The sequence below is a fragment of the Streptomyces sp. WAC03905 genome, from assembly GCF_057371075.1.
Genome location: NZ_JBXYDZ010000003.1, coordinates 2,922,204 through 2,943,244 on the forward strand (window position 1 = coordinate 2,922,204; position 21,041 = coordinate 2,943,244).

The window sequence follows — 21,041 nt, forward strand, 5'->3', positions numbered from 1 at the left end:
CAGCACGGTAGGACCCCCCTCGCCGCCTCGCGCCGCGTCTCACAGAAGAGGCAGCACCCTGACTACGTTCCGAGACCTCGGGATCTTTCCCGAGACGGCCGAGGCCCTTGAGGCCGTCGGCATCGTGTCCCCCTTCCCGATCCAGGAGATGACCCTCCCCGTCGCCCTTTCCGGCACGGACGTCATCGGCCAGGCCAAGACCGGTACCGGCAAGACGCTCGGTTTCGGCCTTCCCCTGCTGGAGCGGGTCGTCGTCCCCGCGGACGTCGAGGCCGGCCGGGCGACGCCCGACCAGCTGACCGACGCCCCGCAGGCCCTCGTGGTGGTTCCGACCCGCGAGCTGTGCACCCAGGTCACCAACGACCTGCTCACCGCCGGCAAGGTCCGCAACGTCCGCGTCCTGGCCATATACGGCGGCCGCGCCTACGAGCCCCAGGTCGAGGCCCTCAACAAGGGCGTCGACGTGATCGTCGGCACCCCCGGCCGGCTGCTCGACCTGGCCGGACAGCGCAAGCTCGACCTGTCGCGCGTCCGCGCGCTCGTCCTGGACGAGGCCGACGAGATGCTCGACCTGGGCTTCCTGCCCGACGTCGAGAAGATCATGGCCTACCTGCCCGCCAGGCGTCAGACGATGCTGTTCTCGGCAACCATGCCGGGCGCGGTCATCGGCCTGGCCCGCCGGTACATGACGCAGCCGACGCACATCCGCGCCGTCTCCGAGGACGGCGAGGGCGCGACCGTCGCCAACATCACGCAGCACGTCTTCCGTGCGCACAACATGGACAAGCCGGAGCTCGTCTCCCGCATCCTGCAGGCCGAGGGCCGCGGCCTGGCCATGATCTTCTGCCGTACCAAGCGCACGGCGGCCGACATCGCCGAGCAGCTGGAGCGGCGCGGCTTCGCGTCCGGCGCCGTCCACGGCGACCTGGGCCAGGGCGCGCGCGAGCAGGCCCTGCGCGCGTTCCGCAACGGCAAGGTCGACGTGCTGGTGTGCACCGACGTCGCCGCGCGCGGCATCGACGTCGAGGGTGTGACGCACGTCATCAACTACCAGACACCCGAGGACGAGAAGACCTTCCTGCACCGTGTGGGCCGTACCGGCCGCGCGGGCAACAAGGGCACCGCCGTCACCCTGGTCGACTGGGACGACATCCCGCGCTGGCAGCTGATCAACAAGGCGCTGGAGCTGGACTTCCACGAGCCGGTCGAGACGTACTCCACGTCGCCGCACCTGTTCGAGCAGCTGAACATCCCGGCCGGCACCAAGGGCATCCTGCCGCGCGCCGAGCGCACGCGGGCCGGCCTGAAGGCCGAGGAGCTGGAGGACCTGGGCGAGACCGGCGGCCGCGGTGGCCGTGGCGGCCGTTCCGCGCAGGCCGCCACCGTGACCGAGGAGCGCCCGGCCCGTACCCGTACGCCGCGGCAGCGCCGCCGTACGCGGGGCGGGTCCGAGCTCGGCGCCGAGCAGGCGGCCGTGACCCCGGTGGCCGAGGCCCCCGAGGCGCCGGCCGCGGGCGACGAGCCGCGCAGGCCGCGCCGCCGCCGGACCCGTGTGGGTGCGGTGCCGGTGCAGTCCGCCCCGGCGGTGGCCGAGGCTCCCGCGGCCGAGGCCGCCGTGACCACGGCTCCCGCGGTCGAGGCTGCCGCGGCCGCGGTGACCCCGGTCGCCGAGGAGGCCCCGGCCAAGCCGCGGCGTGCCCGCGTCCGCAAGGCCGTGCAGAGCTTCCCCGAGCCGGACTTCCAGATGGCACCGCTCGTCGAGCCGGCTCCCGTCCGGGCGCGCCGCCCGCGCCGGGTCGTCGAGAGCGCCCCGGAGCCGGACTTCCAGATGGCCCCGCCGGTCGAGCCCGTCCGGGCGCGGCGCCCCCGCAGGACGCCCGCCGCGGCGACCCCGGCCGCCGAGGCCGCCGTGGCCGTGGCCGAGGAGGCCCCGGTCAAGCCGAAGCGCACCCGCACCCGCAAGGCCGCGGAGGCCGCCCCGGTGGCCGCCGAGACCGTCGCGGTGGCGGAGGAGGCTCCGGTCAAGCCGAAGCGGACCCGTACGCGCAAGGCCGCGGCCGCACCGGTCGTGGAGGCCGTCGCCGCGGCAGAGGACGCTCCGGTGAAGCCGAAGCGCACCCGCACCCGCAAGGCCGCGGCCGCGCCGGAGGCGTAGTACCGCAGCACCGCACCGACGGCCCCGGCCCCCTTGCGAGGGGGCCGGGGCCGTCGGCGTACCCGGGCCGCGCCGATGGCTACGGGCCGGTAACCTCGGGCCATGAGCAAGCCCCCGCGCCTTACGCTGCCGTCCGTCGCCCGTGCGTACCGCCTCTCCACCGACCGCGGTGCGTTCGCCGCGCACGAGGCCGGTGAGCCGGTCCGCGGTACCGCTCTGCTCGTCCCCGGCTTCACGGGCAGCAAGGAGGACTTCATCGCCCTGCTGGAGCCGCTGGCCGCGGCCGGCTACCGGGTGGTCGCCGTCGACGGACGCGGCCAGTACGAGACGCCCGGCCCGCGCGAGGAATCGGCGTACGGCCTGGAGGAGCTGGCGCGCGACGTCCTGGCGCAGGTCCGCGCCCTGGCCGCGGGCCCGGTGCACCTGGTCGGCCATTCGCTCGGCGGGCTGATCTCACGGGCCGCAGTGCTGCGCGACGCGTCGCCCTTCGCTTCGCTCACCCTGCTGAGCAGCGGTCCGGCGGCGATCGCGGAGGAGCAGCAGGCGCGTACGAAGCTGCTGGTGGCGGCGCTGGAGGCGATGGGCGACGACATGCCGGGCATCTGGGAGGCGATGCGGGCCCACGACCCGCAGGACGCGGCGCAGGACTCCCCCGAGCTGACGCGCTTCCTGCGCGAGCGGTGGCTGGCCACCGTTCCCGAGCAGCTGATCGTCACGGGCCGGGCGCTGATCTGCGAGCCCGACCGGGTGGCGGAGCTGAGCCGGGTCGCCCTGGCGAAGCTGGTGCTGTCGGGGGCCGTCGACTACGCCTGGCCGGTCCCGCTGATGGACGCGATGGCCGGGCGGCTGGGCGCGCGACGCGTGGTCGTGCCGGGCACCGAGCACTCCCCGAACGCCGAGGACCCGGCGGCCACGGCGGCCGCGCTGGTCTCGTTCTGGGACTCCACGGGCCCCGTGTAGTTAGCCAGTGAAAAAATTTCCTTAGCGTAGGGAATGATTGCGGCTTACACTTCGTTGACCCAGTGCAAGGAGAACACTGACGAAGGGAGAAGCCCGTGCGCTTCGAGATTCTGCGCCTGGACGACGTCGACGGGACCGCCGTGGACAGCACCGTCGTGGACGCGGCCTCCGTCAACCGGATCGTGCAGCAGGCCGCGTCGATCGGCCAGCGCATCCTGATCCGACCGGCCGAGAGTGCGTCCTCCTGACGCTCCGCGCGAAACGTTCACGCCCCCGCACCGGGATCGGTGCGGGGGCGTTCGCATGGGCGCGCGGAGGTTACGCGGGAGCGGTCAGGCCCCCTGGACCACCTGGAGCACGCCGTTAATGATCTGCTGGACGGCGATCGCCGACAGCATCATGCCGGCGAGCCGGGTCACGAGGACGACACCGCCGTCCTTGATGACCCGGATGATCACCAGCGAGTAGCGCATGGTGATCCACAGCACGACGTGCATGGCGATGATCGCGGCCCACACGGAGACCTGGCCGGCGGCTCCGTCCGCCTTCTGCACGGCCAGGATGACGGAGACGATCGCTCCGGGCCCGGCCAGCAGCGGCATGCCGAGCGGGACCAGGGCGACGTTCACGTCCTTGGTCTGCTTGGGCTCGTCGGTCTTGCCCGTGAGCAGGTCGAGGGCGATGAGCAGGAGCAGCAGACCACCGGCGATCATCAGCGCCGGGACGGAGACGTGCAGGTAGTCCAGGATCTGCTGACCGCAGATGCCGAAGACCGCGATGACGCCGAAGGCCACGCAGACGGCCTGCCAGGCCATGCGGCGCTGCACCTTGACGGGACGCCCGGAGGTCAGCGCGAGGAAGATCGGCGTGATCCCCGGGGGGTCCATAATCACAAAAAGGGTGAGAAAGAGGGATCCGAAGACGGCGAAGTCGAACACAGAGATGCCTTGCAGGAGAGAGGGGTGTCGCGAAGAAGAAGTGGGGACGGGTGGAGCGGGCCGCGGCGCGGCCGTCAGCGCTCGCGTCCGCCGGCGCCCGGCACGGGGAACGCCCCGGTCGCGCGGCGCGTGATCTCGCCGTAGATCTCGGGGTCGGTCGTGTATTCGCCGAGGCGGCAGGTCTTGCGGCTGCCGTGGTAGTCGCTGGAGCCGGTCGTCAGCAGCCCGAGGTCCGCCGCCAGGCCGCGCAGCCGCGCCCGGGTGTCGGCGTCGTGGTCCATGTGGTCCACCTCGATGCCGTCCAGGCCGGCGGCCGCCAGCGCGGCTATCGCGGACTCCGGCACGCACCGGCCGCGCTTGACGGCGGCGGGGTGCGCGAGGACGGTCACGCCGCCGGCCGCCTTGACCAGGCGTACGGCGTCGAAGGGGTCGAGTTCGTGCTTCTCGGCGTACGCGCGGCCGCCGTCGGCGAGCCAGTCCGGCGTGAAGGCGTCCGAGACGGTGGGCACGACGCCCAGCTCGACCAGGGCGGTGGCGATGTGCGGCCGGCCGACCGAGCCGTCCCCGGCGATCCGCGCCACCTGCTCCCAGGTGACGTCCACACCGAGGTCCCGGAGCTTGCCGACCATGGTCCGGGCCCGCGGGACCCGGTCGTCCCGGACGAGTTCCCGCTCGCGGGCGAGCTCGGGCTCCTCGGGGTCGAAGAGGTAGGCGAGCATGTGCACGCCGATCCCGTCGAGGCGGCAGGACAGCTCGGCGCCGGTCACCAGCGTCAGTCCGGCGGGGAGCGCCGCGAGGGCCTCGCCGTACCCGCCCACGGTGTCGTGGTCGGTCAGCGCGACCACGTCCAGCCCGGCGCCGGCGGCATGGCGCACCAGCTCGGCGGGGGTGTCCGTACCGTCGGACGCCGTGGAGTGCGCGTGCAGGTCGATGCGCACAGCAGGGCTCCAGGGGTCGTACGTACGGGGGGACACCCCAGGATAACCGGGCGGAAGGTCCGCTTTCGCCGGATGGATCTCCGCGGGGCGCCCCTCGGAGATCTACGCCGGACCGAGGATGCGCGGGCTCAGCGCCCCGCACGGCAGGAGCTCGACCTCGGCGCCGCCCTCGCGCAGGTCGGTCAGGACCAGCTCGTCGTACAGCAGGAGACCCGACTGCTGGGGCCAGACGATGGCCCACAGCCACAGGCCGCGCGCCTCGCCGGCGAAGACGGCCCGGTCGTCCGGGCCCCCGCCCACGTGCCAGAGCGGTGTCGGCCGGCCCGCCGCGACCACCTTGGTGTGGGGCGGTCCGGCCATGTTGATGGACCGGCCCGGGTCGAGGCCGTCGATGCCCGCGTACCGCGCCCCCAGGCCGACGCCCAGCTCCTCCGCGATCAGCAGCAGCTCCCCCATGCCGCCCACCGGTCCGGGCCCCGAGCAGGCGACCACCGTCGCCCGGCCCCCGCTGCGGTCGTCACCGGCGGACGCCACTCCGGTGAACAGCCATCCGAGCGGCAGCGGCCACGGCATCCACACCGGTACGCGCGCCCGGTGGACGACCACGCCCAGGCCCTCGACGCTCGGCGGGATGACGGGTTGCAGGGGGTGGACGGCGCCGTGCACCGCGCACTGCCAGGAGTCGGAGAAGAGTCCGGGAGCCCTGACCCGGCCACCGCACTTCGGGCAAGTTGGTTCACCCCTCATAGGTAGCCACGCTCCTCCCCGCCCGGCCGCCAGTCAAGGCATGGTCACCCGTCCGGGCTGTCAGTCCAGTGCGACAGCGCTACGCAGAGGATCCCGCAGGTCGGTTCCGCGCGCGAGCCAGCGCTCCTGGAGGGCGGCCGCGCCGTGGACCCGTTTCCAGGCCGCCTCGTTGGCCGTCATCGGCAGCAGCGGCAGGAAGCGCACCGGCTCCATGGGCTCGTCGAGGTCGAGGTCCTCGACCAGACCGCCCGGCTCCGCCACGAGGACGGAGCTGAACGGCGCCCCCTCCCACAGCGGCTCGCCCACGTCGAGCGAGGCACCCGGCGCCACGACCAGCCCCTCGACCTGCGGGGAGGCGGCCAGCACGGCGAGCGGCCTGAGCAGTTTGTCAGTGTCCGCCAGCCCCGCCCGTACGGTCAGCACGAGTTCGGCGCGCGGGCCGCGCACGGGGTCGGCGACCACGGCGGTCGGATCGGTCATCGGGTGCGCGGACATGCCGAGGGTCGCGTACCGGACGAGGTCGTCCTCGGCGAAACGGAGTACCTCGATGCGGTCGGTGCCCAGGAAGGTGACGGCGGCGCGGGCGTCGGGCTCACCGAACGCGCTGCGCAGCCGGGACTCGACGAGGGCCAGAATTTCTGCCATGCAGCGAGCATAGAACTCGTATCAGCCGGGTAAAGGGCGGGTCTTGACCATCCGTCGGCTGATAGTGTTGACAGCTGTTCGGGGCCGCACGCAGAAGCGTTGTTTCAAGGCCCCGGAGACAGGACGTCCCCCACGGGGGACCGGCCGGAGGAGGTGGGGCTGCGGTGGACCGAAGTCGATCGTGCAGTACCAATCGCTCTTCCGCTTCTCCGGCGGGCGCTTCCCGCCCTCTGTGATCTTCTGACCAGTAGAAGAGCGACGGCAGAACGTTGTCCTCCCGTCCTGTTCCCTCCCGCCCGCCCGGGCCTGCCCGCCCCGCGTGTCGGAGGGTCTCCCACCCGTACGGTCCGCAGCCGTGCGCGCGAAGGAGCCTGCCATGTCGATGCTGCCCTACCTGCGTGCGGCCGTACGTCCGTCGCTGCGCAAGTCCACCCCCGTACAGCCCGGCTACGACGCCACGCGCGACCCGTCGGCGAGCAGCGCGGTGGTCGACTGCGCCGTGTACCGCGACGGCCGCCGGGTGCTGGGCCCGGTGTGCCTGACGCCCCGTGAGGCGATCCGCCGGGTCCGCGAGGACGGCGGCTTCGTGTGGATCGGCCTGCACGAGCCGACGGAGGCGGAGTTCGCGGGGATCGCCGCCACCTTCGGTCTGCACCCGCTGGCCGTGGAGGACGCGGTGCACGCGCACCAGCGGCCGAAGCTGGAGCGCTACGACGACACGCTCTTCACCGTCTTCAAGACGATCCACTACGTGGAGCACGCCGAACTGACCGCGACCAGCGAGGTGGTGGAGACGGGCGAGGTCATGTGCTTCACCGGCCCCGACTTCGTCATCACCGTCCGGCACGGCGGCCAGGGCTCCCTCAAGGGGCTGCGCCACCGCCTCCAGGACGACCCCGAGCTGCTGTCCAAGGGGCCCTCCTCGGTCCTGCACTCCATCGCCGACCACGTCGTCGACGGCTACATCGCGGTCGCGGCGGCGATGCAGGACGACATCGACGAGGTGGAGAGCGAGGTGTTCGCGGCCCCCGCCAAGGGCAGCGCACGCGGCGGCGACGCGGGCCGGATCTACCAGCTCAAGCGCGAGGTACTGGAGTTCAAGCGGGCGGTGTCACCACTGCTGCGGCCGATGGAGCTGCTGAGCGAGCGCCCGATGCGCCTGGTGGACCCGGACATCCAGAAGTACTTCCGGGACGTGGCCGACCACCTCGCGCGGGTCCACGAGCAGGTGGTGGGCTTCGACGAGCTCCTGAACTCCATCCTCCAGGCCAACCTCGCGCAGGCGACGGTCGCCCAGAACGAGGACATGCGCAAGATCACCTCGTGGGCGGCCATCATCGCCGTGCCGACGATGATCTGCGGGGTGTACGGGATGAACTTCGACCACATGCCCGAGCTCCGCTGGGAGTACGGCTATCCGATGGTCATGGCGACGATCTTCGGCGCCTGTTTCACCATCCACCGGGCGCTGCGCCGCCACGGCTGGTTGTAGGACCCGCGGAGGGGGCCGCGCGGCGACCCCCTACCCTGTGCGCATGACTCTCAGCGCGCTCGACCTGGCCCTCGTCGAGGAGGCCACCAAGAAGTCCGGCCTCATCTGGGTCCGCGGCGCCGGGGCGGACCGCGCACTGTGGCACGCCTGGGTGGACGGTGCGGCCCACGTCCTGGGCGACGGGCCCGGCGAGCAGCCGTTCCCCGGGCTGGTCGACGGCGCGGGCGCCGAGGTGACCGTGCGGAGCAAGGACAAGGGCGGCCGACTGGTGGCCTGGACGGCGACCGTACGGGAACTCGCGCCCCGCGGCGAGGAATGGCAGGCGGCGGTGGCCGAGCTGAAGGGCAAGCGGCTGAACGCGCCGGACTCGGAGGACATGACCGAGCGGTGGGCGCGGGAGTGCCGGCTGCTGCGGCTGGAGCCGGAGTCGGTGCGCCCGGAACTGCCGGACGGCTCCTTGGCGGCGCGTCCCGCGGGCTCCCCGGCGACGACCCGCAGGCCGGTCCCCGCGGCCCTGCCGAAGCTCCTGCTGAAGCGCAGGAGGGCCGCCCGCGGCTGAGGGCGCGCCCTGGATCCCGCACCGCCTCCTACGGGGCGGTGGGGTTCGCGCCCTGGCCCGAGCCCTTGGAGGGCGCCGGGGCGGCCTCGCCGCCCTCCCCCTTGGTCGTCGGCAGTTGGCTGCCGTAGTCGACGGTCTGGTCCTGCCCGGGCGGGTCGAGCGGGAACGGTTTGCCCCACTCGGCGAGTTCCACCCGGCCGGCGCCGCCGGCGCGCTCCATGAGCAGCGGGTAGGGGATCCCCTCCAGCGACACCGAGAGCTTGCCGCCCTTGCCCTCGTCCGCCGTGACCTGGACGGCGCGGGTGTGCCCGACCTTGGTGTAGGAGCCCTTGGCGAGCTTGCCCTCCAGGCCCAGCAGCCCGTCCAGCAGGACGTCCATGTCGGTGAAGCCGCGGAACTGCTTGTAGGAGGGGTCTGCCTCGGGCACCTTCACGTACTTGTCGCCGAGCTTGCCGGCCGAGTCGGACTGGCCCCAGAACGCCGCGCTGGCCTTCAGGTAGAGCTGCTCCCCCACCCGCAGCAGCTGGAAGGTGTCCTCCTTGGACTTCACCTCGCCGGAGCCGCCGTCCGACTTCAGCCGCATGTCGACGGTGAAGGACTTGCCGCCGCTGACCAGCGTGCCCGACAGGTGCACCGAGTCGGCCTCGGTCGCGGCCGCCTTCGCCTTCGCCTCGATCTTGTCGGCGGAGAGCTTGCCGACGCCGTTCGTGCCCTCGTCCGGGTCGTCCCCGCACCCCGTACCGGTCACGGCGAGACCCGCGCACAGCAGCCCGATGAAGGCGGCCCGGCGCAGCCGCGCGGCGGGGAAGTAGGCGGTCACGGGCAGGTGCCTCTCGTCGTTCGTCTGCGGCCAGCAGGCAGCGTACCCGCCCGCCCGTCGCGGGCCGCGACCGCTCCCCCGTGGTCCGCCGGGCCCCGGGCGGACCTCCCCACCAGGACGCTTTCGCGGGGCACGGGCTAGCCTGAGGGGCGGCACGACTGTCGGCACAGGCTCTAGGAGGCGCTCGGATGGTTGCAGGCGCCCCGCGGATCTTCGTCTCGCATCTGTCGGGTGTGCCCGTCTTCGATCCCAACGGCGACCAGGTCGGCCGGGTCCGCGACCTCGTGGCGATGCTCCGGGTGGGCGGCCGCCCGCCGCGGCTGCTGGGTCTGGTGGTCGAGGTGGTCAGCCGGCGGCGGATCTTCCTGCCGATGACCCGGGTCACGGGCGTCGAGTCCGGTCAGGTCATCACGACCGGCGTCATCAACATGCGGCGCTTCGAGCAGCGCCCCACCGAGCGGCTGGTCCTGGGCGAACTGCTGGACCGGCGGGTGACGCTGGTCGCCAGCGGCGAGGAGGTCACCGTCCTGGACGTGGCCATCCAGCAGCTGCCGGCCCGCCGGGACTGGGAGATCGACCGGATCTTCGTACGGAAGGGCAAGTCGGGTGCGCTGCGCCGGCGCGGCGAGGCCCTGACGGTGGAGTGGTCGGCGGTGACGGGCTTCTCGCTGGAGGAGCACGGCCAGGGCGCCGAGAACCTCGTGGCCACCTTCGAACAGATGCGCCCCGCCGACGTGGCGAACGTCCTGCACCACCTGACGCCGAAGCGGCGGGCCGAGGTGGCCAACGCCCTCGACGACGACCGGCTCGCGGACGTCCTGGAGGAGCTGCCCGAGGACGAGCAGGTGGAGATCCTCGGCAAGCTCAAGGAGGAGCGCGCCGCCGACGTCCTGGAGGCGATGGACCCCGACGACGCCGCGGACCTGCTGTCGGAGCTGCCGGAGGACGACAAGGAGCGGCTGCTGACGCTGATGCAGCCCGACGACGCCGCCGACGTGCGCCGCCTGCTGTCGTACGAGGAGAACACCGCCGGCGGTCTGATGACGACCGAGCCGATCGTGCTGCGCCCGGACGCGACGGTCGCCGACGCGCTGGCCCGCGTACGGCAGGCGGACCTGTCGCCGGCGCTGGCGGCGCAGGTGTACGTGTGCCGGCCGCCGGACGAGACGCCGACGGGCAAGTACCTGGGCACGGTGCACTTCCAGCGGCTGCTGCGCGACCCGCCGTTCACCCTGGTCAGCTCGATCGTGGACACCGACCTGCCGCCGCTGCGGCCCGACGCCTCGCTGCCCGCGGTGACCACGCACCTGGCCGCCTACAACATGGTCGCCGTGCCGGTGGTCGACGAGAGCGGGTCGCTGCTGGGCGCGGTGACGGTCGACGACGTACTGGACCACCTCCTGCCGGACGACTGGCGCGAGACGGACTTCCATTCCGAGGAGGCGCTGCGTGGCCAGTGAGCGGGGGCGCGGCGAGCAGGGACGCGAGCGGCGCCGGGAGCAGATCCGGGAGCGGCGCGAGCAGGCGCGGCAGCACTCGGGCCGCGAGCACGGGCAGGCGGCGGAGTCGGCGGAACGTTCCGCCGAACGGGCGGGGAAGTCCGCCGCGACCGGGGCGAGCGCGCTGACGCGTCCGAGGGTCCGGCTGGACCTGCCGCGGGCGCCGCGCCGCTCCCTGCTGCCCGAGTACGACCCGGAGGCCTTCGGGCGGCTCTCCGAGCGGGTGGCGCGCTTCCTGGGCACCGGCCGGTTCATCGTCTGGATGACGCTGGTCATCATCGTCTGGGTGCTGTGGAACGTCTTCGCGCCGGACGACCTGCGCTTCGACAAGTACCCGTTCATCTTCCTGACGCTGATGCTGTCGCTGCAGGCCTCCTACGCGGCCCCGCTGATCCTGCTCGCGCAGAACCGGCAGGACGACCGCGACCGGGTCACGCACGAACAGGACCGCAAGCAGAACGAGCGCTCCATCGCCGACACCGAGTACCTGACGCGGGAGATCGCGGCCCTGCGGATGGGCCTGGGCGAGGTCGCCACGCGCGACTGGATCAGGTCGGAGTTCCAGGACCTGATCAAGGAGATGGACGAGCGCCGTCTATTCCCGGCGGAACGTGATGAAGGCGACCGCTGACGGGCTTTCCTGAGCCGTGCTGCCGAGCCGTACCATCGGGGCATGGCTACCGACACAAGCTCCGCCGCCGTGCCTGAGCAGGACGCGATCCTGGACGCTCTGGCGACGGTGAACGACCCCGAGATCCACCGGCCGATCACCGAGCTCGGCATGGTCAAATCGGTGGAGATCGGCGACGGCGGCGCGGTCGCCGTCACGGTCTACCTCACGGTGTCGGGCTGCCCCATGCGCGAGACCATCACCAAGAACGTCACCGAGGCCGTCGAGAAGGTCGCGGGCGTCACCTCCGTCGCCGTCTCCCTCGACGTGATGAGCGACGAGCAGCGCAAGGACCTGGCGGCCACGCTGCGCGGCGGCACCGCCGAGCGCGAGGTCCCGTTCGCCAAGCCGGGCTCGCTGACCCGCGTGTACGCGGTCGCGTCCGGCAAGGGCGGTGTCGGCAAGTCGTCCGTCACGGTGAACCTGGCGGCGGCGATGGCGGCGGACGGCCTCAAGGTCGGCGTGGTCGACGCGGACATCTACGGCCACAGCGTGCCGCGCATGCTGGGCGTGGACGGCCGCCCCACCCAGGTCGAGAACATGATCATGCCGCCGTCCGCGAACGGCGTGAAGGTCATCTCGATCGGCATGTTCACCCCGGGCAACGCGCCGGTCGTGTGGCGCGGGCCGATGCTGCACCGCGCCCTGCAGCAGTTCCTGGCCGACGTGTTCTGGGGCGACCTGGACGTGCTGCTGCTGGACCTGCCGCCGGGTACGGGCGACATCGCGATCTCCGTCGCTCAGCTCGTGCCGAACGCCGAGATCCTGGTCGTCACCACCCCGCAGCAGGCCGCGGCCGAGGTGGCCGAGCGGGCCGGCTCGATCGCGGTGCAGACCCACCAGAAGATCGTCGGTGTCGTCGAGAACATGTCGGGCCTGCCCTGCCCGCACTGCGACGAGATGGTGGACGTCTTCGGCTCGGGGGGCGGCCAGAAGGTCGCCGACGGCCTGACCAAGACGGTCGGCGCGACGGTCCCGGTGCTGGGCCAGATCCCGATCGACGTCCGGCTGCGCGAGGGCGGCGACGAGGGCAAGCCCGTCGTCCTGTCCGACCCGGACTCCCCGGCCGGTGCGGCCCTGCGCGCGATCGCGGGCAAGCTGGGCGGCCGGGCGCGCGGCCTGTCGGGCATGTCCCTGGGCATCACCCCGCGCAACAAGTTCTGAGGGCCCTCCGAGGCCCCGCCGAGTACGAAGAAGGGCACCGCCGGCCGGCGGTGCCCTTCTTCGTCGGACCTGTCGTCCGTCGTCCGTCGTCCGTCGTCCGTCGTCCGTCGTCCGTCGTCCGTCGTCCGTCGTCCGGAGGGGACTACTCGTACGTGCCGAGGTCGGAGATCTCCGAGAAGCCGAGACCGTAGGCGCTCATCCCGCGCCCGTACGCGCCCAGGTGCACCCCGCTCCCGGTGGACCCTGCGAGCACCCAGCCGAACTCGGACTCGCGGTAGTGGAAGGTGGTCGGCTCCCCGTCCACCGGCAGCGACAGCGTGGACCAGTCCTCGCCGGCGAGGTCGTCGGCGAGTTCCCACGCGGCCTCGGTCTGCTGGTCGAGCCAGTCGTCGCGCAGGGCGTGGTCCATCTGGCCGGGCCAGCTGTAGGCCAGCAGCCCGGAGCCGGCCAGCCAGGCCGCCGAGGAGACCGAGGTGGCCTCCAGGACTCCGGTGCCGTCACCGCTGCGCCGCAGCGGGTTGCTCGCCACCGTGATGACCACGGCGAAGCGCTCCTTCTCGCCGGTGGCGATCTCGCCCCGGGCGGACGGCTCGTCGCCGTGGCCGGTGGAGCCGTGCTCGACCGTTCCGTCGGCGGCGGTACCGACCTGCATCAGCCAGCGGGGGCCGGTGAAGGCCTCGTCCAGCCCGTACCAGGGGAAGTCGGCGGCCAGGAAGCCCTCGGCCGTCCGGCGGGCCGCCGGCACGGGGGCTGCGGCCTCCGGCTGCTGCCCCTCGGCACGGTCGCCCGTATGCGGGCTCGTATGCGGGCCGGTATGCGGATCCTGCGCGGGGTCTGCGGCGGCGGGTGCCTCGGCGGTCTGCGCGCCTACCAGGCTGCTGCTCGTCGTCTCCATCTGGGCGGCCTCTCGTTCCGTTGGGTCCGGAACGGCCCTCCCCCTCGCTGCGCTGGGGGGACCCCCTCCCTCGGGCGTCCCGCGATCCGGACAGATGGAGGATAGCCACCGGACCCCGGATCGCCGGGCAGGCTGGGTCAGGTGGCGTCGGCGTCGAAGCGCGCGCGCTGTTCGGAGGCCGGTGCCGCGGGCTTCTTCAGCAGGTCCGCGCCGGCGGCCGCGCCGGACGGGGAGGCCGGGGCGGGATCGGGCTCCGGGTTCTTGACGGCGTCGGAGACGTCGTTCAGCTCCTTGCGGAGGTCGAAGCTGGTGCGGATCTCCTTGAGGTCCTCGTTCTCCGACAGCTGCTTGCGGATGAAGGTCTTGGGATTCAGGTCCTCGAACTCGAAGTCCTTGAACTCCGGGCCGAGTTCCGAGCGGATGTCCTGCTTGGCGCTGTCGGAGAAGGCGCGGACCTTGCGAATGAAGCCCGTGACGTCCTGAATGACCTTGGGCAGCTTGTCCGGACCGAAGACGAGGATGGCCAGAACCACGATCGTGACGAGTTCGAGTGCGCCTATGTCGTTGAACACCTTGCCGCTCCTCGGCTCTCTGTCACTTCGGGCCCGCACACACGGTACCCGGCCTTGCCCGCGGGCCCCTACACACGTCCCGGCCCAGTGGGGGGTTTCACCCCCCGGTCACGCGGAGATCATGAGCCGTTCGCGGACCCGAGGACCACGCCCAGCGTGCGCTCCCGGCCGTCGCGCAGCACGGTCAGGGTCAGCGGATCGCCCGGGCGGTGGGCCCGGATCTTGATGATCAGCTCGTCGCCGCCGCGGACCCGCTGTCCGTCCACCTTGGTGATCACGTCGCCGGGCTTGATGCCGGCCCGCGCTCCCGGCCCGCCGGCGGTCACGGAGGGCTTCCCGTCCTCGCCCTTGTCCCCCACCCGGGCCCCGTCGCCCGTGTAGTCCATGTCGAGGGTGACCCCGATGACGGGGTGGGTGGCGTGGCCGGTGGCGATGCAGCTCCTCGGCGACGCGCTTGCCCTGGTTGATGGGGATGGCGAAGCCCAGGCCGATGGAGCCGCCCTGCCGGTCCGGGTCGTCCTTGTCGGCGCCGCGGATCGCGCTGTTGATGCCGACGACGTGCGCCCGGGCGTCGAGGAGGGGGCCGCCGGAGTTCCCCGGGTTGATGGGGGCGTCGGTCTGGAGGGCGTCGACGTAGCTGATGTCGCTTCCGTCGCCCTTGTCGCCGCCCGCGGTCACGGGGCGGCCGGTGGCGCTGATGATGCCGGCGGTGACGGTGTTGGAGAGGTCGAAGGGCGCGCCGATGGCCACGACCGGGTCGCCGACCTTCACGTTCTCGGAGTTCCCCAGGCTGAGCGGCCGCAGCCCGCGCACCCCGCTCACCTTGACCACGGCCAGGTCGTAGCCGGAGTCACGGCCGACCAGCTCGGCGGTGACGCTCTCGCCGCTGCTGAAGGTGACCGCTATCTCCTTGGCGTCGGCGACGACGTGGTTGTTGGTCAGGATGTGCCCCTGCGGGTCCAGGACGAAGCCGGTGCCCGTGCCGCTGCTCTTCGCACCGCGCACGTGCAGGGTCACCACGCCGGGCAGTGCGGTGGCCGCGATCCCGGCCACGCTGTCGGGGGCCCGGCCCTTGTCCGCGACGGCCGCCTGCGGCAGCTCCAGCCGGGTGCTGCTCTGCCGCTCGGCGAGCACGCCGACCCAGCCGCCGATCCCGCCCGCGAGCAGGGCCGTCGTGGCGGCGAGGGCGGCCACCTGCCACAGCCGGAAGCCGCGCCGGTCCCGGCCCCGGTCCACGACCTGGAGGGGCTGCGCGCCCCAGGGGTCGTAGCGGACCTCGTGGGCGGGCGGCTCATGGGCCGCCGCCTCGGGGACCGGTGCCCCCTCGGCCGGTGCCCCGTCGGCCGGTGCCTCGTGGGCCGGTGTCTCGTGGGCGGGGGCCGCCGGGCGTCCGGCGGCCCCGGTCCCCGCGATGTCGCCGCCAGCGCCGCCGTCCGCGTCGACGGCGTCGCCGTCGGTCTCGGGACGCGGGGCCGGAACCCCGTCGCGACGGCTGTCGGCCGTGCCCTCGGGCCGGCTCCACCACTGCGGAGCCGGTTCGGTCTGCTGCCTGTCGGCCATGGGCGCTCCCCGCCTGCCTGTGCGCATGTCCGGCCGATTCAACCAGGTCCCGCGTCAGCGCAGCAGGGAGACCGGTCGGGCCGAGCCCGGCGGGGAGGGCTGGGGCGGCGCCAGAGGGCTCGCCACGGCCGTCAGGAGGGTCGGCACGGCCGCGGGGGTGGGCGGGCGGTCGCGGACCGCGTCGGTCACGGACAGCGCGGGGCCGGGCCGGGAGGTCGGCGCCGGGGAATCACCCCGGACGTTCGGTTCCGTGCCCTCCAGCGGCAGCGTGCCGCCCAGCGCGAGGGCCGCCAGCGACACCGCTCCGGCGGCGACGAAGGCGAACCGGCGGCGCGGACGGCCCACCTCGTGGATGCGGAAGCCCTCGTGCTGCGGTCGGGCGGCGGCCACGGGCAGCCCGTAGGCGAACGCCTCGAACGGGTCCGGCCGGGCGGCGCCCGGTCCCGGTGGGCCGGGAGGGCCGGGGGGCGCGCCGTCGGGGCCGGCTCCCGGGAGCTGTTGCAGGCGTGCGAGCAGGCCCGCGGACAGCGGTGGCGGCGCGCTCTCCACGAACATGGTCTTCAGACGGCGCTGGGCATCGGCCTCGGCCTTGCACTTGGCGCAGGTCGCCAGGTGTGCCAGGACCCGCTCGCGCGCGTCGTGTTTCAGCTCCCCGTCCACGAGGGCGGCAAGCCGGTCACCAAGGTGCTGTTCGGCAGGGGACGGACTGGCTCCGGTCACTCGGCTCCGCCCTCTCTCCCGGCCTCCGGCGCGCCCGTCGCCACACCCGCCAGCGCACGCTGCTCGGCACGGGCCGCGGGAGACCGGTGCTTGAGCGCCTTGCGCAGGTGCGAGCGGCCGCGGTGGATGCGGCTGCGCACGGTGCCGAGCTTCACGCCGAGCGTCGCGGCGATCTCCTCGTACGACAGGCCCTCGATGTCGCACAGCACCACGGCCGCGCGGAATTCCGGGGCGAGGGTGTCCAGCGCCTGCTGGACGTCCGCGTCGAAGTGCGTGTCGTGGAGGACCTGCTGGGGGGACGGCTCGCGGCTCGGCAGCCGCTCGGCGGCGTCGTCGGCGAGCGCGTCGAAGCGGATCCGCTGCTTGCGGCGGACCATGTCCAGGAACAGGTTCGTGGTGATGCGGTGCAGCCAGCCCTCGAACGTGCCCGGCGTGTACGTGGACAGCGAGCGGAAGACGCGGACGAAGACCTCCTGGGTCAGGTCCTCGGCGTCGTGCTGGTTGCCCGTCAGACGGTAGGCGAGGCGGTACACCCGCGCGCTGTGCGTGCTGACGATCTCCTCCCACGAGGGAGGGGTCCACGCCTGCGATCCCGCATCTGCGGCAAAGGTCGCGGTGGTTGCGGTGTCTGCGGTGTGGAAGCGGTCAGCAGTGTAGGTCACGGATTTCGGCTCACCCGCCGACCAGAAGAGGCGTCTGAACACGCCTCCACGATCCACAGGCGCAGCCGCACCTCCCCTGTCGGCTCTGGTGGTGTCCAGTGGAGTCCCTACCATAGCCACCCCCTCTGTCAGCTCCGGATAAGGGTTTTTGCAGTATCTTTACGCAAGCCTTAGGCCCCGGGGCGGTCCCCGCCGCCGATCTGCCCGGCGCCGTCCTTCTCGTCCCGCCTCCACCCCTCACAACGCCCGGTCCCATCTGCGGGTTCCCGACGTCAACGGATACAGTCACCGTTGCGCCAACTATGGGGACAGGAGAGGGTCATTACCGGCAACCGGCAGACGAGCTGGGCGTTCGCCGACGCGTTTGTCGCCGAGGACGACGCTCTGCGATGGGCCCGCGACCGGTCCAGGGAAGCGGGCCTGCGCTCCGTCTCCCCCGGGACCGGCGCCGCGCTGCGCCTGCTGGCCGCGACCGCGGACGCCAAGGCGGTCGCCGAGATCGGCACCGGGACCGGCGTCTCCGGCATCCACCTCCTGCACGGGATGCGCCCCGACGGGGTCCTCACCACGGTCGACCCCGAGGCGGACCGGCAGGCCTTCGCCCGCCAGGCCTTCCGTGCTGCCGGCTTCGCGGGCAACCGGGCCCGCTTCATCCCCGGCCGCGCACTCGACGTCCTGCCCCGCCTCGCCGACGGCGGGTACGACCTCGTCTTCTGCGACGGGGACCCGACCGAGTCCCTCGACTACCTCGCCGAATCGTTGCGCCTGCTGCGCCCCGGGGGGCTGGTGTGCTTCGAGGGGGTCTTCTCCGACGGCCGTACGGTCGACTCCGCGGCCCAGCCGGTGGAGGTGCTCCGCGTCCGCGAGCTGCTGCGCAGCGTCCGGGAGAGCCCGGCGCTGGAGGCCGCGCTGCTTCCGGTGGGTGACGGGCTGCTCTGCGCCGTGCGCCGCTGACCGCCCGCCGGCCCGTCCGCCGCCCCGGCGCACGGGCCGGATCGGCCGGATCAGCCCACGAGCACGAAGGTGAGGGCCGTCGTACCGCCCAGCGCGGTGCCGGCGAGCAGCTGGGCGGGCGTGTGGGCCCGCAGCACCAGGCGGGACCAGCCCACGGCGGCGGCGACCAGGGCTGCCGGGAGCACCACGGGGCCGAAGACGAGCAGCAGGATCATCACGGTGCCGCCGGCCACGGACATGTGGACGGATATCTGCCAGACCACCGTGACCAGCAGCGAGAACACCAGCCCCACCAGCATCGCGACGACGAGCGCGAAGACCTGAGCGGGGGCGCCGAGGACGCGCAGGAGGGCGACTCCGGCGAGGACGGAGAGCAGGCTCAGGGCCATGGGGACGACCCGCTGACGCCGCACGCGGATGTGCTGGTCGGTCAGCGTCCCGCGGCGGACCCCGACGGTGATGATGCCGATCGGTACGACACCGCAGAACAGGGCGGCCAGCAGCCCCCAGCCCAGGCCCGTCCACGACCCGGTGCTGTGCCGCCCGACGAGCAGGAGCAGGGCCACCACCAGGTTCGCCGGGGCCAGCACGTCCGACAGGAGGCGGGCCGCCTTCTGGCGCGGGGTGCACTCCGCGAAGGCCGGTGGTGCGGGCGGGGAGAAGGTCACGTGCGGCTCCACCGGGTCGGTCGGGTCCTCGGACGACACAACGCTGCCCCGACCGCGGGGTGCGGCCGGGGCAGCGCAGAGAATGCGAAAGCAGAAGGTGGAAGTGCTGTCAGCGGGTCAGCCGACGACCTTCTTCAGGGCGTCACCCAGGGCGTCCGCCTCATCGGGGGTCAGCTCGACGACAAGCCGACCGCCGCCCTCGAGCGGTACGCGCATGACGATGCCCCGCCCCTCCTTGGTGACCTCGAGCGGGCCGTCGCCCGTCCGCGGCTTCATGGCCGCCATGCTCGTTCCCCTTCCTGAAACCAGCTCATCGTCAGCCGACGGCCCCATTCAGGCGCCTAATACCCGGCATCGAACACATTGCTTCCCAGCCATTATCCCGCATGTCAGGACCCGATGACCAACATCACCCGGGAACGCTTGGGCAACGCGCTCGGCCAAAACCACTCATTTCGGGGATCCGCCTGCGATACTTCGCCGCCGCACCCGGCCAACCGCTTCCGCTTTCTTTGACGCACATCACATGTGCGCTCCGCGTGCGGTCCGCCATGCTGGCCCTTGCACCGGCCGGTACCGGCCGGTAGCCAAGCCCGCGACGAAGGGGGACCCCCTGCCATGGCCGACAGTGTGCTCTACGAAGTGACCGACGGACTCGCGACCATCACGATCAACCGTCCCGACGCGATGAACGCGATGAACACCGAGGCCAAGGTCGCGCTGCGCGACGCCGTACGGGCCGCGGCCGAGGACACCGCGGTCCGCGCGGTCCTGCTGACCGCCGCCGGCAACCGGGCGTTCTGCGTCGGCCAGGACCTCAAGGAGCACATCGGGAACCTCGCCGCGGACCGCGAGACCGGCTCCGCGCTGACCATGAACACGGTCAAGGAGCACTACAACCCGATCGTGCGGGCGCTCACCGAGATGCCGAAGCCCGTGGTGGCCGGCGTCAACGGCGTGGCGGCCGGAGCCGGCTTCGGCTTCGCGCTGGCGGCCGACTTCCGCGTCGTCGCCGACACCGCCTCGTTCAACACCTCGTTCGCGGGCGTCGCGCTCACCGCGGACTCCGGGGTCTCGTGGACCCTGCCCCGTCTGATCGGCGCCTCCCGCGCTTCGGACCTGCTGCTCTTCCCGCGTTCGATCAAGGCCCAGGAGGCCTACGACCTCGGCATCGTCAACCGCCTGGTGCCCTCGGACTCCCTGCACGCCGAGGCCGAGGCCGTGGCCCGCGCGCTGGCCGCGGGCCCGACGGTCGCCTACGCCTCCCTGAAGGAGTCCCTCGCGTACGGGGCCTCCCACACCCTCGCGGAGTCCCTGGTGCACGAGGACGTCCTGCAGACCCGGGCCGGGGCCTCCGAGGACCACTCCATCGCCGTCCAGGCCTTCCTGGCGAAGCAGCCGCCGAAGTACCTCGGCCGCTGATACGCGGCGCCGCCGCGCGGCCCGGCGGTCAGGCCGGGTCGCGCAGGGCGCAGGCGGAGAGGTGGTCGTTGACCAGCCCGCACGCCTGCATCAGGGCGTAGGCGGTGGTCGGGCCGACGAAGCGGATGCCGGCCTTCTTGAGGGCCTTGGCCAGCGCCGTGGACTCCGTGGTGACGGCCGGGACCTCGGTGACCGTGAGCGGCGCGGGTCCCGGCTCCTCGGGGGCGTGGGACCAGATGAGGGCGTCCAGCTCGCCGGGCTCCCAGCCGGCGAGGACCTTCGCGTTGGCCAGGGTCGCCTCGATCTTGGCCCGGTTGCGGATGATCCCCTCGTCGGCCAGCAGCCGTTCCGCGTCCGCGACCCCGAACTCGGCGACCGACGCGATGGAGAAGTGCGAGAAGGCCTTGCGGAAGCCCTCGCGCCGACGCAGGATCGTCAGCCAGGACAGCCCCGACTGGAAGGCCTCCAGGCACAGCCGCTCGTACAGGGCGTCGTCGCCGTGGACCGGCCGGCCCCATTCCGAGTCGTGGTAGGCGACGTATTCACCGGTGGACCCGGTGGACAGCGCCCACGGGCACCGCAGCAGCCCGTCCGCGCCCGCCACCGCTCCGCTCACCGCTCACCGCCCTTGCTGAGGTCGACCGGGCCGGACGCGTCCTGCGGGGCCGCGGGACCGGGAGTCGCCGTTCCCGTCAGCAGCGCGATCCGCGCGTCGCGCTCGGCGAGCTCCGCGGCGAGCCGCTCCAGTACGTCGTCCACCTCGGCCATCCGGTAGCCGCGCGGCGCGACCGGCAGCCGCAGCGCGTCGATGTCCTCCCGCACCACGGGCCGGCTCTCCGGCAGCCCGTCCGCCACCCGGTCCGGCTCCGCTTCCGGCAGGACGGCCTCCGAGCCGCCGCCGATCACCGCGAGGGTGACCGCTGCCACGACCACGACCAGCGCGATCATCAAGAAGAAGAACACGATCAACTCCCCTGAGAGACTCCGGCCACCAGGTTAAG

23 protein-coding genes and 1 pseudogene are annotated in these 21,041 nt (G+C 72.8%); 10 read left to right on the top strand and 14 right to left on the bottom strand.

The features are described from left to right. The first annotated feature begins 148 nt into the window (after nucleotides 1–148). The 3 genes from AC2RP6_RS15430 to AC2RP6_RS15440 all read left to right on the top strand — a co-directional run bounded on the left by AC2RP6_RS15430 (nucleotide 149) and on the right by AC2RP6_RS15440 (nucleotide 3,363). Nucleotides 149–2,155: a DEAD/DEAH box helicase gene (locus AC2RP6_RS15430; protein WP_486450348.1), complete on the top strand. Its 2,007-nt coding sequence runs from the start codon at nucleotides 149–151 to the stop codon at nucleotides 2,153–2,155. A 102-nt stretch (nucleotides 2,156–2,257) separates the two neighbouring features. Then, nucleotides 2,258–3,115, top strand: coding sequence for an alpha/beta fold hydrolase (locus AC2RP6_RS15435; protein ID WP_486446727.1), 858 nt, complete (start codon nucleotides 2,258–2,260; stop codon nucleotides 3,113–3,115). Between the two features lie 95 nt (nucleotides 3,116–3,210). Next, nucleotides 3,211–3,363, top strand: a complete 153-nt coding sequence (locus AC2RP6_RS15440) for a hypothetical protein (RefSeq protein WP_183067205.1) — start codon at nucleotides 3,211–3,213, stop codon at nucleotides 3,361–3,363. Between the two features lie 84 nt (nucleotides 3,364–3,447). Here AC2RP6_RS15440 and AC2RP6_RS15445 read toward each other — a convergent pair whose 3' ends face one another. The 4 genes from AC2RP6_RS15445 to AC2RP6_RS15460 form a co-directional block, all read right to left on the bottom strand. After that, nucleotides 3,448–4,053 carry a MarC family protein gene (locus AC2RP6_RS15445; RefSeq protein WP_030830999.1) on the bottom strand — a complete coding sequence of 202 codons (606 nt, stop codon included), beginning with the start codon at nucleotides 4,051–4,053 and terminating at the stop codon, nucleotides 3,448–3,450. A 74-nt stretch (nucleotides 4,054–4,127) separates the two neighbouring features. After that, nucleotides 4,128–4,991 carry a PHP domain-containing protein gene (locus AC2RP6_RS15450; RefSeq protein ID WP_486446728.1) on the bottom strand — a complete coding sequence of 288 codons (864 nt, stop codon included), beginning with the start codon at nucleotides 4,989–4,991 and terminating at the stop codon, nucleotides 4,128–4,130. Nucleotides 4,992–5,093: 102 nt separating this feature from the next. Continuing rightward, a complete protein-coding gene (locus AC2RP6_RS15455) occupies nucleotides 5,094–5,738 on the bottom strand; it encodes a DUF6758 family protein (protein WP_400928918.1) in 645 nt (214 codons plus the stop codon). Between the two features lie 60 nt (nucleotides 5,739–5,798). Beyond that, on the bottom strand, nucleotides 5,799–6,383 hold the full coding sequence (locus AC2RP6_RS15460; protein WP_486446729.1) for a suppressor of fused domain protein: 585 nt from the start codon (nucleotides 6,381–6,383) through the stop codon (nucleotides 5,799–5,801). 376 nt (nucleotides 6,384–6,759) lie between these two features. Between AC2RP6_RS15460 and AC2RP6_RS15465 the strand changes: the two genes are divergently transcribed. Next, nucleotides 6,760–7,875, top strand: coding sequence for a magnesium and cobalt transport protein CorA (locus tag AC2RP6_RS15465; RefSeq protein WP_486446730.1), 1,116 nt, complete (start codon nucleotides 6,760–6,762; stop codon nucleotides 7,873–7,875). Nucleotides 7,876–7,918: 43 nt separating this feature from the next. Next, entirely contained in the window at nucleotides 7,919–8,434 is a 516-nt protein-coding gene (locus AC2RP6_RS15470) for a hypothetical protein (RefSeq protein WP_486446731.1), read from the top strand. A 28-nt stretch (nucleotides 8,435–8,462) separates the two neighbouring features. Here AC2RP6_RS15470 and AC2RP6_RS15475 read toward each other — a convergent pair whose 3' ends face one another. After that, nucleotides 8,463–9,254: a hypothetical protein gene (locus tag AC2RP6_RS15475; protein WP_486446732.1), complete on the bottom strand. Its 792-nt coding sequence runs from the start codon at nucleotides 9,252–9,254 to the stop codon at nucleotides 8,463–8,465. Nucleotides 9,255–9,442: 188 nt separating this feature from the next. Between AC2RP6_RS15475 and AC2RP6_RS15480 the strand changes: the two genes are divergently transcribed. From AC2RP6_RS15480 to AC2RP6_RS15490, 3 genes are all read left to right on the top strand, one after another. Beyond that, nucleotides 9,443–10,714 carry a magnesium transporter MgtE N-terminal domain-containing protein gene (locus AC2RP6_RS15480; protein ID WP_486446733.1) on the top strand — a complete coding sequence of 424 codons (1,272 nt, stop codon included), beginning with the start codon at nucleotides 9,443–9,445 and terminating at the stop codon, nucleotides 10,712–10,714. A 163-nt stretch (nucleotides 10,715–10,877) separates the two neighbouring features. Next, complete coding sequence (locus AC2RP6_RS15485; protein ID WP_486450349.1) at nucleotides 10,878–11,384, top strand: DUF1003 domain-containing protein; 507 nt, start codon at nucleotides 10,878–10,880, stop codon at nucleotides 11,382–11,384. A 42-nt stretch (nucleotides 11,385–11,426) separates the two neighbouring features. Further along, the gene (locus AC2RP6_RS15490; RefSeq protein ID WP_045322631.1) at nucleotides 11,427–12,587 is read left to right on the top strand and encodes an Mrp/NBP35 family ATP-binding protein; all 1,161 of its coding nucleotides are present in this window, start codon (nucleotides 11,427–11,429) and stop codon (nucleotides 12,585–12,587) included. Between the two features lie 142 nt (nucleotides 12,588–12,729). On the opposite strand, the gene AC2RP6_RS15495 is transcribed toward AC2RP6_RS15490, so the two are convergent. The 5 genes and pseudogenes from AC2RP6_RS15495 to sigE all read right to left on the bottom strand — a co-directional run bounded on the left by AC2RP6_RS15495 (nucleotide 12,730) and on the right by sigE (nucleotide 17,110). After that, entirely contained in the window at nucleotides 12,730–13,482 is a 753-nt protein-coding gene (locus tag AC2RP6_RS15495) for a hypothetical protein (protein WP_486446734.1), read from the bottom strand. Between the two features lie 137 nt (nucleotides 13,483–13,619). After that, nucleotides 13,620–14,054 (bottom strand): sec-independent translocase, encoded by a 435-nt coding sequence (locus tag AC2RP6_RS15500; protein ID WP_486446735.1) that lies wholly within the window; start codon nucleotides 14,052–14,054, stop codon nucleotides 13,620–13,622. Nucleotides 14,055–14,173: 119 nt separating this feature from the next. Continuing rightward, nucleotides 14,174–15,614, bottom strand: a pseudogene (locus AC2RP6_RS15505) (S1C family serine protease). A 54-nt stretch (nucleotides 15,615–15,668) separates the two neighbouring features. Further along, nucleotides 15,669–16,334 (bottom strand): zf-HC2 domain-containing protein, encoded by a 666-nt coding sequence (locus tag AC2RP6_RS15510; protein ID WP_486446736.1) that lies wholly within the window; start codon nucleotides 16,332–16,334, stop codon nucleotides 15,669–15,671. After that, nucleotides 16,331–17,110: an RNA polymerase sigma factor SigE gene (sigE, locus tag AC2RP6_RS15515; RefSeq protein WP_486446737.1), complete on the bottom strand. Its 780-nt coding sequence runs from the start codon at nucleotides 17,108–17,110 to the stop codon at nucleotides 16,331–16,333. The genes AC2RP6_RS15510 and sigE overlap by 4 nt, the downstream gene beginning before the upstream one ends. Nucleotides 17,111–17,287: 177 nt before the next feature. Between sigE and AC2RP6_RS15520 the strand changes: the two genes are divergently transcribed. Further along, entirely contained in the window at nucleotides 17,288–17,950 is a 663-nt protein-coding gene (locus AC2RP6_RS15520) for an O-methyltransferase (protein WP_030032218.1), read from the top strand. Between the two features lie 50 nt (nucleotides 17,951–18,000). On the opposite strand, the gene AC2RP6_RS15525 is transcribed toward AC2RP6_RS15520, so the two are convergent. Together AC2RP6_RS15525 and AC2RP6_RS15530 are read right to left on the bottom strand one after the other, a co-directional pair. Continuing rightward, nucleotides 18,001–18,618, bottom strand: a complete 618-nt coding sequence (locus AC2RP6_RS15525) for a hypothetical protein (RefSeq protein WP_486446738.1) — start codon at nucleotides 18,616–18,618, stop codon at nucleotides 18,001–18,003. 117 nt (nucleotides 18,619–18,735) lie between these two features. Continuing rightward, nucleotides 18,736–18,903: a DUF3117 domain-containing protein gene (locus tag AC2RP6_RS15530; protein WP_003966491.1), complete on the bottom strand. Its 168-nt coding sequence runs from the start codon at nucleotides 18,901–18,903 to the stop codon at nucleotides 18,736–18,738. A 333-nt stretch (nucleotides 18,904–19,236) separates the two neighbouring features. On the opposite strand from AC2RP6_RS15530, the gene chcB reads away from it, so the two are divergent. Continuing rightward, a complete protein-coding gene (gene chcB, locus AC2RP6_RS15535; RefSeq protein ID WP_486446739.1) occupies nucleotides 19,237–20,040 on the top strand; it encodes a 2-cyclohexenylcarbonyl CoA isomerase in 804 nt (267 codons plus the stop codon). A 28-nt stretch (nucleotides 20,041–20,068) separates the two neighbouring features. On the opposite strand, the gene AC2RP6_RS15540 is transcribed toward chcB, so the two are convergent. Both AC2RP6_RS15540 and AC2RP6_RS15545 read right to left on the bottom strand, forming a co-directional pair. Continuing rightward, the gene (locus tag AC2RP6_RS15540; protein WP_486446740.1) at nucleotides 20,069–20,656 is read right to left on the bottom strand and encodes a DNA-3-methyladenine glycosylase I; all 588 of its coding nucleotides are present in this window, start codon (nucleotides 20,654–20,656) and stop codon (nucleotides 20,069–20,071) included. Beyond that, complete coding sequence (locus AC2RP6_RS15545; RefSeq protein WP_486446741.1) at nucleotides 20,653–21,009, bottom strand: DivIVA domain-containing protein; 357 nt, start codon at nucleotides 21,007–21,009, stop codon at nucleotides 20,653–20,655. Before AC2RP6_RS15545 ends, AC2RP6_RS15540 begins: the two co-directional genes overlap by 4 nt. Nucleotides 21,010–21,041: the final 32 nt, after the last annotated feature.